This window comes from gamma proteobacterium SS-5 (assembly GCA_009497875.2).
Taxonomy (GTDB): Bacteria; Pseudomonadota; Gammaproteobacteria; order Chromatiales; family Chromatiaceae; genus Magnetovirga; species Magnetovirga frankeli.
Genome location: CP032508.2, coordinates 3,240,001 through 3,255,502 on the forward strand (window position 1 = coordinate 3,240,001; position 15,502 = coordinate 3,255,502).

Sequence of the window (15,502 nt, forward strand, 5' to 3'; positions counted from 1 at the left end):
TGGGCGTCAGCTTTTTGGATTTCTCCGCCTTTAACGACAACCAACCCGATGCCGAACCCCTTCCCCCCATTACCTCTACCCCGCAGCTAGAACCCCTACCCACCAGACCCAGTGATGAGGTCGAACTCACCCCAGGCCTGGATCTGAACGGCAGCGACAAGACCTCGCCAACGGAACAGGAACTTACCGCCAGCCTGCCCAGTGAGGCGCAGCCCACTACAGAACCAGAACCAGAACCAGCACCAGAAGCAGAACCCGAGGCTGCCGCAGGCTGGCTGGAACACCGCATCAGCAACGGTGAATCCCTATCCACCATCTTCGACGACTTGGGCCTGAGCCAGGGCCTGCTGATCCGCATGGATCAGGCCGCGCCCAAGGGGCTGAGTCTGAGCAAGATCCGCCCCGGTCAGACCTTTCGCGTCAGGCTTGATGGCCAGGGGAGGTTCGAAGAACTCATCTGGATCAAAAATCCGGTGGAGAGCATACGCATCACCCCGCAGGGCGAAAGCTTTGATTATCAGCAGGAAATCAAGGAGCTGGAGCACAAAGAGAACCAATCCAACGGGGTCATCAACAACTCATTATTCATCGACGGACAGAAGGCCGGCATGTCCGACAACCTGATCATGCAACTGGCCAATGTGTTTCAGTGGGATATAGATTTCGCCCTGGGACTGCGCCAGGGAGACCGCTTCAACGTCATCTACGATCAGTACTACCTGAACGACGAAAAATACTCGGATGGCGAGATCATCGCCGCTGAGTTCATCAACAAAGGCAAGAGTTACAAGGCCATACGCTACCAACACAAGGATGGCCGCAGCGGCTACTATGACCCGGAAGGCAAGAGCCTGCGCAAGGCATTCATCCAGACCCCGGTGGAATTCACTCGCATCAGCTCCGGCTTCACCCCCAAGCGCTGGCACCCGGTGCTGAAGAAGTGGCGCTCGCACAAGGGCGTTGACTACGCCGCCCCCACCGGCACCCCGGTCAAGGCCGCCGGTGATGGCAAGATCAAGGTCAGCGGCTGGCAGGGTGGCTACGGCCGGGTGGTGATAATCGAGCACGAACGCAACTACACCACCGTCTATGGCCACCTGTCGCGCTTTGCCAAACGCAACGAGGTGGGAGGCCTGGTGAAACAAGGGCAGATCATCGGCTATGTGGGCCAATCGGGCCTGGCCACCGGCCCCCATCTACACTACGAGATCCGCATCAAGGGCAAGCATGCCGACCCGGTCAAGATCAGCGCGCTGCCCTCCACCAACAGCATTCCCAAGGCCGATCTGAAAAATTTCAAGGCCAGGGCCAACGAACTCCTGGCCCAGCTGGCCCTGGTCAACAGCGAGAAATTTGCCCAGCTGGAACAGGCAACCCAGGAAGAGAAACCCTGATTTCCCGGTCAAGTAGAGTCCCTCTAAGCCCTTATGCAGGGTACCAATAGACGTAAACGGCCTGCCCGTCCTGGCCCAAGGCGGCCGCCCATGACCGAGAAGGCTGTGGTGCAAGCCCACGACAAGACCTTTACAGACCATCAGCAACGGGCGCGAGGCGGCTGCGTCCGGGTGTGGACGGGGACGGCAGGCACAGCTAGCGCTGCATCGCGCAATTGAGATAGGACTGGATATCCACCTCATCGATCTGCTCTGCCAGCAGGTATTTTTCGGCGTACTCGCGGTAGATGCCGGAGTTGAGGAAGAGCTTGAAGACGTCGGCATCTATGTGGCCATCCCGGCACATGAAACCCATGATCTTGATCGACTCAGACAGGGTCTTGGGCCTCTTGTAGGGCCGGTCCGATGCCGTGAGGGCCTCGAAGATATCCGCCAGGGTCACAATGCGTGCCGCCATGGATAGCTGGTCCGCGCTCAGTTGACGTGGATAGCCGCTGCCGATGAGGGTCTCATGGTGGGTGCCGGCGTACTCGGGTACGCGCTTGAGGTTGTCCGGCAGGGGCAGGGCTTCGAGCATGCGGATGGTCATGATGATGTGCTCGTTGATCTTGAAGCGCTCCTCATCGGTCAGTGTGCCGCGAGAGATGCTCAGATTGTACAGCTCGCCATAGTTGTACAAATGCTCGGGCACAGCGGGCTTGAAGCCCTGGGCCTGATAGGCCGCGTGATCGAACTGGGTGCGCGGCAGTATATGCTCGGGGCGATCGTCCAGCAGGGGCTCCTCGACCGGCAGGGATTCTGCAGGGCGGTCGGCAAAGCGATTGAGCTCTTCCTCGGACAGCCCCAGCCGGTTGTCGAAGTGCCGCCGCCAGGTGCGTCCGGCGATCTGCTGTAGGCGCTCAAGCCTGTCTTGGCCCATGAACTCACCACCGATATTGCACTCGGCGATAAACCGGAAGTCATCTCTCAGGGATTGCCGCTGCTGCTCCAGCCAGGCATCCAGCTCGACACTATCCTCCCCCTGCAAGCGGCGTTGCAAGGCGCTGATTTCGGCATCACGCCAAAGTACCTCGAAGCGGGTGCGTACCTCGTGGATACGGTTATAGATGGTCTCCAGCTTGGTGGCCTTGTCCACCACATATTCCGGCGTGGTAACCTTGCCGCAATCGTGCAACCAGGCACCGATGCGAAACTCGCGCCATTCGTCTTCTGTTTGTAGGTGGAAGGGGGCAAAGGGGCCATGGTCGCGTTCATGGGCCTGGCGTGCCAGCATCAGGGCGATCTCGGGTACCCGGATGCAGTGCCCGGCGGTATAGGGAGATTTGGCATCGATGGCATCGGCGATGAGCTGGATAAAGGCATCCATCAGCGCCTCCTGGGATTTCTCATAGGCCTGGATGCTCTCGGCCATGTGAATCATCGAACAGGAGAGATCGCGCAACTCGCGGATATTGGTGTGAATCGGCTCTACATCGGCATAACGCCGCTGGGCGATCTTGTCGTTCTCGACCATCAAGGCCTTGACCGGTCGGTTGATCTTGGCGATGGCGTAGAGGATCACCGGGATGGTCACAAGAAGGATGACGAAGGCAAAATTCAGCGAGATCTTGACCTGCTGCATATAGGGGGAAAGGAAGCTGTCCGCCGCCTCCAGCAGCCCGAGGCGATGACCGCTGTCACCGAAAGTAGCCAGGGGCGCGCTGTGGGCGAAGTAGCGCACCCCGTCCTGCTCGAATTGAATCAGGCCGCTGGGGCGGTCCATGGGTGTCTGCATGAAGGCCTGGTTCACCACATCCCGGTTCAGTTGCCGTTCGCAGTCGGTGGCCCCGCTGCTACAGCCCTCTCCCTGCCAGTAGGCACGCAGCTGGGTCAGCTCCTCCTCGCTGACCGAGGCGATGGCTTTATTGATGAGATCGCGCAGAATCGGGCTGTCCTTCTGTAGCATGATGAACAGGTGCCGTGCCGCGCCCTCATCGAACTCCTTGAGCCAAGGCCCCAGCCGCAGGTTCTGCAGGCCGTATTTGCTGCTCAGATACTGCATCGACAGGGCATGATCTATGGTCGCATCGGCCTCGCCCCGATCCACCGCCAGGTAGGCGTCGAAGCTCTGCGGATACTCGACCACCTCAATCTCGGGGTATCCGGTGCGCACCTGATCAACGGTGGCCCAACCCTTGGGCAGGGCAATGGTCTTGCCCTTGAGATCGGCAAGCCCGGTGGCGTTCAACCCCTTGCGCAGGATGAGTGCCGTGCGGATCTCGTTGATCGGCTGGCTGAACAGGGCAATGCGCTCGCGCTCCTGGCTGTGGTAGGCCGAATGCAACATATCCAACTGCCCCTCGGCGAACAGATCCATCAACTCGCTCCAGGTGTAGCCGTTGACAAACTGCCACTGAATGCCGATCTTTTGCGCCAACAGTCTTAGGTAGTCGATAGAGAAGCCGTTGGGTACGCCACGGATAGCGAAGTCGAGCGGTGGCCAGTCGTTTTCGTTGGAAACGCGCAATACCGGATTCTCGGCCACGAAGGCACGCTCCTGCGCGGTCAGCTCGATCGGTTGCGTCTCGATCTGCAACGCGCCCTGTCTGCCGCTGGACTGGGACAGGGGTTTGGAGGAGGCGTATTTCTCGCCATAGCGGTCGTAGAGAAAGATCTCGCCACTGGAACCGAAATTGGCATCGACGAGGAATTCATTCATCGCCCGCATGGTGATATCCAGGGCCAGCACGCCGTTACCGGTTGCCAGCCTCTTGGCATAGGTGACGCCGGAGGAGTCGATGAAGCTGAACAGGTAGGGCTCGGTACGTATGACCTGATCCGATCTGGTAGCCTTGCGATACCAGGGACGTACTCGGGGTTCGTAATTGCTTGCCAGGGTCTGGCTGGCCAGGGTCTGCAACTGTTCATCGAGGAAGCGCAGGCGCTTGAGCCGATCCTTGCCGTTGCCGTGGATATGGATCACCGCCCAGCGGGCCGTCGAATCGGCCTGGAAGCGTTGATGCAGGCCGGGATAGGCCTCCAGGCTGATGACCTCGTAGAAATCCCCGCTGGCACTACCGACATAGAGGGCATAGAGATCGGGGTTGCTGCTCAGGATATTGATGAAGCTATCGATTTCATCATGCAGCCGACCCGGCTCGGGCAGATGGCCGATGTTCTTGTCCTGGGCCACCAGGTCGATGACGCTATTGTAGTGGGCATCGCGCTCCTTGATGAAGATACCCAGCCGGGCCGCCACCTGGGCAAAGGTGCCCTCTGCCGCCGAATCGGCCAGCTTCAGGCTGAAGTAATACTGCACCGAGATCAGCGAGATGGCAACAGCGCCGACGATCAGCAAAAAGTAGGTCAGCAGACTGATACGGATGGAGATGGGGTTGATCATGCCAATTTCCGTATGGATTCAAGCCGCCCAAGCTTAGCACAGTCGCTCGCAACAACCAGCCCGGAACAAGGCCCAGCGGGTCTAAGCCCGCTGGGTGGTGCCATCAGATCTTGCCGCTGCGGATCAGCCCCAACTCGTGGCGCAGGCCCATGTAGAGGCTGACGCACATCACCAGCAGCACCAGGGTAAAGGGCAGTCCGACGGTGATCGCCGCCGCCTGCAGGGCACCCAGGGCATCGGCCCCGCCGCCAAACAGCAGGGCACCGGCGACCACGCCCTCCATCACCGCCCAGAAGATACGCTGGGGCACTGGGGCATCGATCTTGCCGCCGGCGGTGATGCTGTCGATCACCAGGGAGCCGGAGTCGGAGGAGGTGATAAAGAACACCAGCACCAGACAGATGGCAACGAAGGAGATGATCGAGGTCAGCGGCAGCTGTTCAAACATCTGGAACATGGCCAGGGGTACCTCGCTCAGGCCATTGGCCAGGGCACCGACATTGGCCTGGACCTGCTCCAGGGCGGTACCGCCGAACACGCTCATCCACACCAGGGTGACCAGAGTGGGCACGATCAGCACGGCGGCGATGAACTGGCGCACGGTGCGGCCCTTGGAGATACGGGCGATGAACATGCCGACAAAGGGTGACCAGGAGATCCACCAGGCCCAGTAGAACACGGTCCAGCCGTGGTAGAACTTCTCGTCCTCGCGACCGATCCAGTTGCTCAGGGGGATCAGGTTCTCGATATAGCTCAGCCCGGTGCTGCCCATGGTGGTGAGAATGGCCAGGGTCGGGCCAACGGTAAAGACAAACAGCAGCAACACAAAGGCCATGCCCATATTGAGGTTGCTCAACACCTTGACCCCGCCCTCCAGGCCGCGCACCACCGAGATCAGGGCAATGGCGGTGACGCCGAGGATGATGGCGATCTGGGTGTTGATGGTATCTGGGATGCCGAACAGGAACTTCAGGCCGCTGGCTGCCTGTTGGGCACCAAAGCCCAGCGAGGTGGCCAGGCCGAACAAGGTGGCGAGCACGGCGACGATATCGATGACATGCCCAAACCAGCCCCAGGCGCGGTCACCGATCAGGGGATAGAAGCCGGAGCGAATGGTCAGCGGCAGGCCCTTGTTGTAGGCAAAGAAGGCCAGGGTCAGTCCGACCACGGCATAGATCGCCCAGGGGTGCAGGCCCCAGTGGAACAGGGTCGCGCCCATGGCCATGTCGGCCCCCTCCGGGGTGTGCGCCACGGCATTCAGCGGGGTGCCCCACCAGTCGGTGTAATAGGCGGTGGGCTCGGCCACGCTCCAGAACATCAGGCCTATGCCCATGCCGGCGGCGAACAGCATGGCGAACCAGGAGAGCAGGGAGAACTCCGGCCGCGCCTGTTCGCCACCGATGCGAATCCCGCCCACCGGCAGCACCAGCAGGGCCAGGCAGAACAGGACAAAGAGGTTACCGCCGACCATGAACAGCCAGTCGAAATTATTGATCGACCAGCTCTTGCTGCTGTCGAACAGGGCCTTGGCCTCGGTGGGGGCGATCAGGGTGGCGATAACAAAGACCAGCACCAGGCTGGCGGCGATGGGAAAGACCGGATGGTGGATATCCATGCCAAACCTCTGCAGGTTATCCTGACCGATCTCGTAGTCGGTGTTGTAGGGATCGTCGTGATCCAGGTTGTTTTTCATCTTGCTCGCTCCTGTTCTGGTCAAAAGCCCGGCCCGCCGATAGGGCGCGCTTGGCAGACTTGAGTCCAGGTTTGATTAAGACGCGGTACCCTAGCAAGATAAACCGGCAAGATCAAAACAACGGGCCGAAATACGGGCCGATCAGCCCCCGCGCCGCCGCCGTTGGGCCCAGGCGACCAGCCCCAGCAGGGCCAGGGCGGGGAGGAACATCAGGTACTTGGGCGGCCGCTCGGCGGCCACCTCCAGGGCGGTGATCTGCCAATCGAAGTCTATCCCCAGACGCTCGGCGGGGCTGCCAAAGATGACCGTATCCACCAGCACCCGCCCCCCTTCCTCGCGCAGTTCAAGCCCGGCCTGGCGTAGGCGCTGCTCGCCCCCCTGCACCGGCCCCAAGGGCAAAAGCAGGCGGCGTTGCAGCCAATCCCCCTCCAGGGTCTCGCCCTCTACCTGCAACCTGAGCTTGGCCTGGTCCGGTGCCTGCGCGGCCTGCTCCAGGATCTGACTGGCGGGCAGGGTCTGCATCGGTGGATAGATCGGGTCCCACCAAAAGCCGGGGCGGAACAGGGTAAAGGCCACCAACAGCAGGGTCAGGGATTCCCACCAGCGACTGCGGGTCAGCCAATAGCCCTGGGTTGCGGCGGCAAACAGCAGCATGGCGGCGGTGGCGGAAAGGACCACCAACGACAGATGCCAGAGGCTATGGATGCCGATCAGCAACAGCTCGGCATTGAAGATGAACATAAAGGGCAGGATGGCGGTGCGGATATCGTACATGAAACCCTGCACCCCGGTAGCTATGGGGTCACTCTTGGCAATGGCAGCGGCGGCGAAGGCGGCCAGCCCCACCGGCGGGGTGTCGTCGGCGAGGATACCGAAATAGAACACGAACAGGTGCACGGCGATCAGCGACACCACTACGCCCTCGTTCGCAGCCAGGGCCAGCACCACCGGGGCCATCAGGCTGGAGACGACGATATAATTGGCCGTGGTGGGCAGGCCCATGCCGAGAATGATGCAGATCAGCGCGGTGAGTACCAGCGCCAGCAGCAGGTGGCCGGCGGAGAGGAACTCGACGAACTCGATCATCACCTGGCCTATGCCGGTGAGGGTAATGGTGCCGACGATGATCCCCGCCGCCGCCGTGGCCACGCCGATGCCGATCATGTTGCGCGCCCCGCTCACCAGCCCTTCATGGCAGTCGGCCAGGGCCTGCCGGGCCGCCGGCAGCGGCGGCTGACGGCGCAGCAGGGCGAGCAGGGGGGCCTGGCTGAGCAGGATGAAGAGCATCAGCAGGGTCGCCCAGAAGGCCGACAGCCCAGGCGAGAAACGCTCCACGATCAGGCACCACATGAGCACCACCAGGGGCAGCAGAAAATGCAGCCCGGAGCGCAGGGTCGGCCCCAGTTCCGGGGTCTGCAAGGGGGCGGAATCCGACACATCCCAGGCCAGGTCGGCCTGCTGGCTGGCGTGGTAAAGCAGACCCAGATAGGCCAGCAGCAACAGCCCGATCAACCAATAGATGGCCCCATCCCCGGCCAGTTGCTTGATCCAGCCGACACCGAAATACACCAAAAGCCCGAGCAGGCACAGGCCCAGCAGCGAGCCCACCAGGTGCAGCAGGCGCTGCGCCGCAGACGGCCGATGGCGGCGCGGCAGGCCCTGCATGCCCGCCTTGAGCGCCTCCAGATGGACGATATAGATCAGGCCGATGTAGGAGATCAGGGCGGGCAGGATGGCGTGCTTCATTACCTCCAGGTAGGAGATGCCGACGTATTCGATCATCAAAAAGGCTGCCGCGCCCATCACCGGCGGGGTCAGCTGGCCATTGGTGGAGCTGGCCACCTCCACCGCCCCGGCCTTGCTGGCGGGAAAGCCCACCCGCTTCATCAGCGGGATGGTGAAGGTGCCGGTGGTGGCGACATTGGCGATGGAGGAACCGGAGATCAACCCGGTACTGGCCGAGGCCAGTACCGCCGCCTTGGCCGGGCCACCGCGCAGGTGGCCGAGCAGGGCAAAGGACAGCTGGATGAAATACTGCCCTGCGCCAGCCTTCTCCAGCAGGGCACCGAACAGCACGAAGAGAAACACAAAACCGGTGGATACCCCCAAGGCCACGCCGAACACCCCCTCGGTGGTAAGCCATTGGTGCGACATCACCTTGCTCAGGCTCTGCCCCTTGTGGGCGATGACATCGGGCATCCAGGGCCCGGCAAAGGTGTAGGTGAGAAACACCAGGGCAACGATCATCAGCGGCGGGCCGAGGGCGCGGCGGCTGGCCTCCAGCAACAGCAGCAGGCCGCTCAGGGCAACCACCAGGTCCAGGCCGGTGGGCGCGCCGGAGCGCTGCGCCAGTTGGTCGTAGAAGATCAGGATATAGGCGGCGCAAAAGGCGGCCAGGGCACCCAGCAACCAGGCCAGCAGGGGGACGCGGTCACGCGGGGCACTGCGTCGGGCGGGGAAGGCGGCAAAGGCCAGCAACAGGGCAAAGGCCAGGTGAACGGCCCGCGCCTGGGTGTCGTTGAACACGCCAAAACCGAGCTGAAACGCCAGCGGCGAGGCATACCAAAGCTGAAACAGGGACCAGGCCAGGGCCAGCAGCCCCAACACCCGCCCGGCCAGGCCCGCAGGGTGGCGCGGTCCGGACTCGACATCGGCGGCTATCTGCCGGGGTTGATCACTATGCATGACAATTTGACCTGTAAACCTGACGCAGGAGATCGGGCTGCCCGGTGGCAGGAGCTGGCCAATGAGGGTCGCGCCCCATGGGGTAGCCCAGCTGCCCTCGCGGGGATGCGCGGGTTGAGACCGCGCCCCCTGGCTCAGGCTTGATCCCTCAAGGGGCGGGCTCGCCCTCGGTGGCCCCTGCCTCGCTCAGGCGCTTGCCTGCCTGCTCCTGTTTGGCCAGCCCGGCACGTTTCAGGGCGGTCTGACCGGCCTTGTTGGCCAGATTCAGGTCGGCTCCGGCGCGGATCAGCAATTCCAGGATCTCCATCTGGCCACGGGCGGCGGCCTCCATCAGGGCCGAGTTACCGGCGGCATCCACGGCATTGACATCGGCCCCGCCGACGATCAGGGCCTGGACGATACGCCGACTGCCCATGGCGGCGGCGATCACCAGGCCGGGGCGGCCAACGCTGTTGGCGGCATTGGGGTCGGCCCCGCTGGCGATGAGATCCCGCACGGCGCTGGCCCGGCCCTGAGCGATGGCCGCCACCACCGGCGGATTGGCATCCGCCGCCGTCAGGGCCAAAGGGAACAACAGCAGGCCGATCAGGCCAGCAAGGATGGTAGGTGAACGCTTGGACATAACTCCTCCCCTTTGCGGGCCTCAGGTGAACACCGCCCGGGCATCGAACACCGGACCATCGACGCAGACCCGCTTCATCGCCAGCCCGTGTTCGGTCTGTACCGGCACCGTGCAACCGGCGCAGCCGCCAATGCCGCAGGCCATGTGTTCCTCCAGTGAGACCTGACAGGCCAGGTCGAATTCAACCGCCAGCGCCGCCACCGCCTTGAGCATGGGCTGGGGACCGCAAGCGTACAACACCAGCCCGGCTTGGGTGGCCGCATCCAGGGTCTTGAGCCAGTGCCGCGCCAGTTCGGTGACATAGCCCAAAAAGCAGCCGGCAAAGCCCTGCAGGCTGGCCAGGCGCGAGGGGATGCCCCAGTCATCCAGCAGGGGCATGGCGGCAATGGCCTCGGCGGGCAGGCCGGGCAGCAGGATCTGCGAGGGACGTGGGTCGAACGCAAAGGGCACTTCAGAGCCGAGGATCACCAGGGGCAGCGGCAGCCCGCTGCGCCGCAGGGTCTCGGCCAGGGCGATCATCGGCGGCATACCAACGCCACCGCCAATGAGCAGGGCGCGCTCCTTGCCCAGCGCCGGGGGCAGGTCGAAGGGGCGGCCGATGGGGCCGAGGATGTCCAGCGCCTCACCCGCCGGGCGTCGGGCCAGCAGGGCCGTGCCCTCGCCCACCACCTTGTAGAGCAGCTCGATCCAGCCCTGATCGGGGGCAAAGCGCAGCAGCGAGATGGGGCGGCGCAGCGGCCGCTGCGGGTCCACCTGGACATGTACAAACTGCCCGCTTCGTGCGCGGGCGGCGCACTCCGGCGCGTGCAGGCGCAGGATGTGCTGATCCCCGGCCAGGTGTTCATGGCCGAGGATCTCGGCCTGCTCGTTGTAGATGCTGTCTCTGTGTGCGGGCTGTGTCATGGCTTGTACTTGGTTGGCTGGTGTTTTGTCGTCCCGGCCAGCGCCTGGCCGATACGCTCGGGCTCGAATCCGGCGATCTGCCGCTGGCCGATCAGACTGACCGGCACCCCGCGCAGGCCAAGACGGCGATACTCGGCAGCGGCGCTCTTGCTGCGCTGGATGTTGCGCTCCCGGTAGCCTATGCCCTGGCGCTGTAGATATTGCTTGAGCTGGCGGCAGTAGGGGCAGTTGTCCCCGGTATAGATCAACAGCCTGGGCTGGGGTCGTTGCGAACGGGCCATCAGCGTCCGCTCAGCAGGCGTTCCGCCTCACGGTATTTGGCCGCGGTCTTGGCGATGATCTCCACCGGCAGCGGTGGCGGTGGCGGCTGCTTGTTCCACTCCAGGGTCTCCAGGTAATCGCGCACGAACTGCTTGTCGAAGCTGGGCGGGCTGATACCGATACGGTAGCCCTCCAGCGGCCAGAAACGGGAGGAGTCCGGCGTCAGCACCTCATCGATCAGGTGCAGCCGACCCTGCTCATCCAGGCCGAACTCGAACTTGGTATCGGCGATGATGATGCCGCGCTCGCGGGCAAAGGCGGCGCTGTCGCGGTAGATGCGCAGGCTGATGGCGCGCACCTGCTCGGCCAGCCCCTGACCGAGCAGCTGCGCCGTGCGGGCGAAATCGATATTCTCATCATGGCCACCAAGCGCCGCCTTGGTGGAAGGGGTGAACAGGGCCTCGGGCAACTGCTCGGCCAGCTGCAGCCCGGCGGGCAGACGGATGCCGCAAACCGCGCCGGTTTTCTGATAATCTTTCCAGCCCGAGCCGATCAGATAGCCGCGCACTATGGCCTCGATCGGCAGCGGTCTGAGCTTGCGCACCACAATCGCCCGCTCGCCCAGGCGTTGCGCCTGCTCGGCGTTGGGGATCACATCGCGCGGGTCTATGTCGCTGAGCTGGTTGGCAATCAGGCCCTGGGTACGGCCAAACCAGAAATTGGCCAGCCGGGTGAGCACCTCGCCCTTGCCCGGCACCGGCTCGTTCATGATCACGTCAAAGGCGGACAGGCGGTCGCTGGTGACAATCAGCAGATGCCGCTCATCGACATCATAGATGTCGCGCACCTTGCCGCGGTGCAGCAGTTGCAGGCCGCTCAGATCAGATTGATAAAGGGCTTGGGTCATGCGCCTGGTCCCGTTGGTAAAACCCCATTATAGCCCCCGTTGGATGAGAAATTATGCCGAAAACCCAAACCCAGGCCGCAGCGGCCGATACCCCGCCGAGGGATGATTTCATGCAGGCCTTTCGCGGCAGCTTCACCTCGGCACTGCGCTGGCATCATCTGGACAGCCTGTGGCAGTTGGTAAGGGCCGACGCCGGTGGCGGCTGGTATCTCTATGCCATAGGCACCCAGCCGCCGACCCAGCCGGCCAGCGCCGGGCAGGTGCTGCGTTTTGTCGATGAACTGGATGCCCTGCTGCGCCAGGAGCACGATGAGGACTACTGCGGCATCGTCTATGCCGATGACCTGAGCCAACCGGGCTTCATCAAGGTCTATGACCCCAACAACCTGGGGGTCAGCTGCGGTTACAGCGACAATCCGCCCCTGCCGGGCTGGATCCTGTGCAAGCTGCCGCCGAGCCTGCTCGCGCAGGACAGCCTGCTGGCCAAGGGCCGACAGCGCTGGTGGCAGCGGCTGTGGCGCTGAGGCCGCTATAACCAACCAAACAGGTAGGAATTGGATTGGGCCTGTGCTAGTCTTTGGCTCAGGCTTGACCCTCTCGCCCCCTGGGTGAAGGGAGGGTCGTCACACTGAATTTACACGAGGTACAAGGGCATGACAGCGGAACAGATTGTGTTGCAAACCACCGATGAGCGGATGGGCTTGACCCGTGCCACCATGCAGGTGCTGGACAACTGGGGCCTGGACGCGGCGCAGATGCATGCCCTGCTGGCCATGCCGGAGACGGTGCGCAAGCGCGCCTTCAACGGCTTTCGCAACCAGACCCCCTTCCCCGCCGACCCGGTAGTGGAAAAGCGCGCCGGTTATGTGCTGCGCATTGCCGAGGCCCTGCGCACCAGCTTTCCCACCAACCCGAAGATGGGTGGCCGCTGGCTGCGTCAGGGCCATCGCCGCTTCGGCAACCAATCCCCCCTGTCGGTGATGTTGCAGGGAGAGGACGGCCTGGTGGCCATCCTGGCCCAGGTGGATTGCACCTTCGCCTGGGACCAGTCCGGCTCCAGGGCGCACTGATCCGGCCTTGCCAGGCACGCCCCTGCCCTACCCGCGATTGATAAAGATCAACTGCTTGTCCCCTTCAGGTAATTGCACTAAATTAGCCTTCAGTAAGATGTTTTTTGTGTTCGGAGAGGGCAATGCAAGTGATTATCTGCCACATCCCAGCCAGGATCGGCCTGGGGGAGCTGTTTGCCTTTGCCGAGTCGGGGGCGCGCTCCCTGCTGCGGTTTTCGCGTAAACCAGCGGTGGTGGACTGCGAGATCCTGGAGATCACCAACCGACGGGATCTGAGCCAGGAGTTTCACGGCCTGGTGACCTACGCCAGCCCGGCCGATGGCGAGCGGGCGATCAAGGCCCTCAACGGCAAGCGGCTGGCCGGCAAGCTCGTGGTGGTGCGCGCCTATGTGCACCGCAGGCCGGGAGACCGGCGCGTGACCGCAGATACCTCAGGCCTGAACCGGCCGGAGAACCAACGCCGTCAGGACCTCATCATCCGCAAACGCAGCGATGCGGAGCAAATTGATGTGCGCGCCTACAAGGACGAGGCCCGCATCCACAAAAGCAAATAACACTAAGGCAAACAAGTAGTTGTCAGCGCCAGCGCCCCACTCAACCGCCGCCGGCGAACAACTCCTTGTTCATCGCCTTGGAGCGGGCATCCTGACGGCTGATCAGGCCCTGCTTGTAGAGGGTTTGCAGGTTCTGATCCAGGGTCTGCATGCCCACCGCCTGGCCGGTCTGAATGGATGAATACATCTGCGCCACCTTGTCCTCGCGGATCAGGTTGCGGATCGCCGGGGTGCCGATCATGATCTCATGGGCGGCGATGCGCCCACCGCCGATCTTTTTCAACAAGGTCTGGGAGATAACCGCGCGCAGGGACTCCGACAGCATGGAGCGCACCATGCCCTTTTCTGCCGCCGGAAAGACGTCGATGATACGGTCGATGGTCTTGGCCGCTGAACTGGTATGCAGGGTACCGAACACCAGATGCCCGGTCTCGGCGGCGGACAGGGCCAGGCGGATGGTCTCCAGGTCACGCATTTCACCCACCAGGATCACGTCCGGGTCTTCACGCAGAGCCGAGCGCAGGGCCTCGGTGAAGCCCAGGGTATCGCGGTGTACCTCGCGCTGGTTGATCAGGCACTTCTTGGATTCATGAACGAATTCAATCGGGTCCTCGACGGTGAGGATGTGCCCGTATTCGGTGTTGTTCTTGTGGTCCACCATGGCCGCCAGGGTGGTGGACTTGCCCGAGCCCGTGGGGCCCGTGACCAGAACTATGCCGCGGGGATAGTCGGAGATGTCCTTGAATATGGGCGGGGCCGCCAGCTGTTCCAGGGACAGGATCTTCGATGGAATGGTACGGAACACCGCGCCGGCCCCCCGGTTCTGGTTGAAGGCGTTGACGCGGAAGCGGGCAAGCCCTGGGATCTCGAAGGAGAAGTCACACTCAAGAAACTCTTCAAAGTCTTTGCGCTGCTTGTCGTTCATGATGTCGTACACCAGCCGGTGCACCTCAGTGTGCTCCAGGGCGGGTACATTGACGCGGCGCACATCGCCATCCACGCGGATCATGGGCGGCATACCGGCGGACAGATGCAGGTCCGATGCGCCGTGTTTCACCGAGAAGGCCAAGAGTTCCGAAATATCCATCGATCACCTCTGTTAAGCTAGAGCCTGAAGACCCTGGGGCGGATCGAACCGCCGCAGCTGGCTGGGTTCGCCCCGGCATCCCCAACCCAGGGGGCGATGCTCGGACTGCAACCCACAGCCGCCATTATTACCTATAACCGCAGGTTATGGCATGACCGAGATCGCAAAAAACCTCAATCAACTGCGTGAACAGATCCAGCAACTGGCGCAACGGCACGGATACCGCGCCGATGACATCCTGTTACTGGCGGTGAGCAAGACCAAACCGGCCAGCGCCATCCGCGCAGCCTTTGCCGCCGGCCAGCGCCATTTCGGCGAAAATTACCTGCAAGAGGCCCTGGAAAAGCAGGGCGAGCTTGCCGATCTGCCCCTTGAGTGGCATTTCATCGGCCGCATTCAGGGCAACAAGACCCGGCCCATCGCCGAGCATTTCAGCTGGGCGCATAGCCTGGACAGCCTCAAACACGCCCAGCGACTGGCCGAGCAGCGCCCCGCGCCGCTGCCGCCGCTGAATGTTTGTCTGCAGGTCAACCTCAGTGGCGAGGCGAGCAAGGGCGGCGTTGCGCCCGAGCAGCTGCCGTCCCTGGCCGAGCAGGTGGCGCAACTGCCCAGGCTGCGCCTGCGCGGTCTGATGACCCTGCCCGCCCCGGCCAGCGACCTGGCTCAGCAGCGGCGGCCCTTCCACCAGCTGGCCGAGTTGAAACAGCGGCTTTGCGCCCAGGGCCTGGCGTTGGATACCCTGAGCATGGGCATGAGCGCCGATCTGGAGGCGGCCATAGCCGAGGGTTCAACCCTGGTGCGCATAGGCACCGCACTTTTTGGCAGCCGTGTGGCTGGCCAGGGTGCAGGATAGGGCGCACAGAACGCAGAGTTGATAGAGTTGCCGCCGGCAGGCTAATCCGACCTGCCCGTGCCAGAAAATTGGTGGTTTATGCTTTAACCTA

Annotated in this window: 13 protein-coding genes (1 of these 13 cut by a window edge); 5 read left to right on the forward strand and 8 right to left on the reverse strand. The window is 62.9% G+C overall.

All coding sequences use genetic code 11. The features are described from left to right. Positions 1–1,394, forward strand: partial view of a peptidoglycan DD-metalloendopeptidase family protein gene (locus D5125_03125; GenBank protein QFY88548.1) — the 3' portion only. Its footprint begins 124 nt before the window's first position; only the last 1,394 of its 1,518 coding nucleotides appear in the window; the start codon falls outside the window, past its left edge; the stop codon is at positions 1,392–1,394. Between the two features lie 196 nt (positions 1,395–1,590). On the opposite strand, the gene D5125_03130 is transcribed toward D5125_03125, so the two are convergent. The 7 genes from D5125_03130 to D5125_03160 all read right to left on the reverse strand — a co-directional run bounded on the left by D5125_03130 (position 1,591) and on the right by D5125_03160 (position 11,847). Then, positions 1,591–4,776 carry a transporter substrate-binding domain-containing protein gene (locus D5125_03130; GenBank protein QFY88549.1) on the reverse strand — a complete coding sequence of 1,062 codons (3,186 nt, stop codon included), beginning with the start codon at positions 4,774–4,776 and terminating at the stop codon, positions 1,591–1,593. A 103-nt stretch (positions 4,777–4,879) separates the two neighbouring features. Further along, entirely contained in the window at positions 4,880–6,469 is a 1,590-nt protein-coding gene (locus D5125_03135; protein ID QFY88550.1) for a BCCT family transporter, read from the reverse strand. Between the two features lie 141 nt (positions 6,470–6,610). After that, on the reverse strand, positions 6,611–9,154 hold the full coding sequence (locus D5125_03140; GenBank protein QFY88551.1) for a TRAP transporter permease: 2,544 nt from the start codon (positions 9,152–9,154) through the stop codon (positions 6,611–6,613). Between the two features lie 148 nt (positions 9,155–9,302). Further along, entirely contained in the window at positions 9,303–9,776 is a 474-nt protein-coding gene (locus D5125_03145) for an ankyrin repeat domain-containing protein (GenBank protein QFY88552.1), read from the reverse strand. A gap of 21 nt (positions 9,777–9,797) precedes the next feature. After that, on the reverse strand, positions 9,798–10,679 hold the full coding sequence (locus D5125_03150; protein ID QFY88553.1) for a dihydroorotate dehydrogenase electron transfer subunit: 882 nt from the start codon (positions 10,677–10,679) through the stop codon (positions 9,798–9,800). Then, on the reverse strand, positions 10,676–10,960 hold the full coding sequence (locus D5125_03155; GenBank protein ID QFY88554.1) for a glutaredoxin family protein: 285 nt from the start codon (positions 10,958–10,960) through the stop codon (positions 10,676–10,678). The genes D5125_03150 and D5125_03155 overlap by 4 nt, the downstream gene beginning before the upstream one ends. After that, positions 10,960–11,847: a phosphoribosylaminoimidazolesuccinocarboxamide synthase gene (locus tag D5125_03160; GenBank protein QFY88555.1), complete on the reverse strand. Its 888-nt coding sequence runs from the start codon at positions 11,845–11,847 to the stop codon at positions 10,960–10,962. The genes D5125_03155 and D5125_03160 overlap by 1 nt, the downstream gene beginning before the upstream one ends. 53 nt (positions 11,848–11,900) lie before the next feature. Here D5125_03160 and D5125_03165 point away from each other — a divergent pair, with 53 nt between their 5' ends. The 3 genes from D5125_03165 (at position 11,901) to D5125_03175 (ending at position 13,471) form a co-directional block, all read left to right on the forward strand. Further along, positions 11,901–12,371, forward strand: coding sequence for a hypothetical protein (locus D5125_03165; GenBank protein QFY88556.1), 471 nt, complete (start codon positions 11,901–11,903; stop codon positions 12,369–12,371). Between the two features lie 129 nt (positions 12,372–12,500). Continuing rightward, positions 12,501–12,917 (forward strand): DUF2384 domain-containing protein, encoded by a 417-nt coding sequence (locus D5125_03170; GenBank protein ID QFY88557.1) that lies wholly within the window; start codon positions 12,501–12,503, stop codon positions 12,915–12,917. A gap of 122 nt (positions 12,918–13,039) precedes the next feature. Beyond that, on the forward strand, positions 13,040–13,471 hold the full coding sequence (locus tag D5125_03175) for a hypothetical protein (protein QFY88558.1): 432 nt from the start codon (positions 13,040–13,042) through the stop codon (positions 13,469–13,471). A 40-nt stretch (positions 13,472–13,511) separates the two neighbouring features. On the opposite strand, the gene D5125_03180 is transcribed toward D5125_03175, so the two are convergent. Next, positions 13,512–14,558, reverse strand: coding sequence for a type IV pilus twitching motility protein PilT (locus D5125_03180; GenBank protein ID QFY88559.1), 1,047 nt, complete (start codon positions 14,556–14,558; stop codon positions 13,512–13,514). Between the two features lie 151 nt (positions 14,559–14,709). On the opposite strand from D5125_03180, the gene D5125_03185 reads away from it, so the two are divergent. Beyond that, positions 14,710–15,411 carry a YggS family pyridoxal phosphate-dependent enzyme gene (locus tag D5125_03185; GenBank protein ID QFY88560.1) on the forward strand — a complete coding sequence of 234 codons (702 nt, stop codon included), beginning with the start codon at positions 14,710–14,712 and terminating at the stop codon, positions 15,409–15,411. The last annotated feature ends 91 nt before the right edge of the window (positions 15,412–15,502 follow it).

Excerpts from the sequence above, each read along its gene's own strand:
- D5125_03145 (QFY88552.1), bottom strand. The coding sequence starts at position 9,776 with ATGTCCAAGCGTTCACCTACCATCCTTGCTGGCCTGATCGGCCTGCTG.
- D5125_03180 (QFY88559.1), bottom strand. The coding sequence starts at position 14,558 with ATGGATATTTCGGAACTCTTGGCCTTCTCGGTGAAACACGGCGCATCG.
- D5125_03140 (QFY88551.1), bottom strand. The coding sequence starts at position 9,154 with ATGCATAGTGATCAACCCCGGCAGATAGCCGCCGATGTCGAGTCCGGA.
- D5125_03175 (QFY88558.1), top strand. The coding sequence starts at position 13,040 with ATGCAAGTGATTATCTGCCACATCCCAGCCAGGATCGGCCTGGGGGAG.
- D5125_03150 (QFY88553.1), bottom strand. The coding sequence starts at position 10,679 with ATGACACAGCCCGCACACAGAGACAGCATCTACAACGAGCAGGCCGAG.
- D5125_03170 (QFY88557.1), top strand. The coding sequence starts at position 12,501 with ATGACAGCGGAACAGATTGTGTTGCAAACCACCGATGAGCGGATGGGC.
- D5125_03165 (QFY88556.1), top strand. The coding sequence starts at position 11,901 with ATGCCGAAAACCCAAACCCAGGCCGCAGCGGCCGATACCCCGCCGAGG.
- D5125_03155 (QFY88554.1), bottom strand. The coding sequence starts at position 10,960 with ATGGCCCGTTCGCAACGACCCCAGCCCAGGCTGTTGATCTATACCGGG.
- D5125_03135 (QFY88550.1), bottom strand. The coding sequence starts at position 6,469 with ATGAAAAACAACCTGGATCACGACGATCCCTACAACACCGACTACGAG.
- D5125_03185 (QFY88560.1), top strand. The coding sequence starts at position 14,710 with ATGACCGAGATCGCAAAAAACCTCAATCAACTGCGTGAACAGATCCAG.
- D5125_03130 (QFY88549.1), bottom strand. The coding sequence starts at position 4,776 with ATGATCAACCCCATCTCCATCCGTATCAGTCTGCTGACCTACTTTTTG.
- D5125_03160 (QFY88555.1), bottom strand. The coding sequence starts at position 11,847 with ATGACCCAAGCCCTTTATCAATCTGATCTGAGCGGCCTGCAACTGCTG.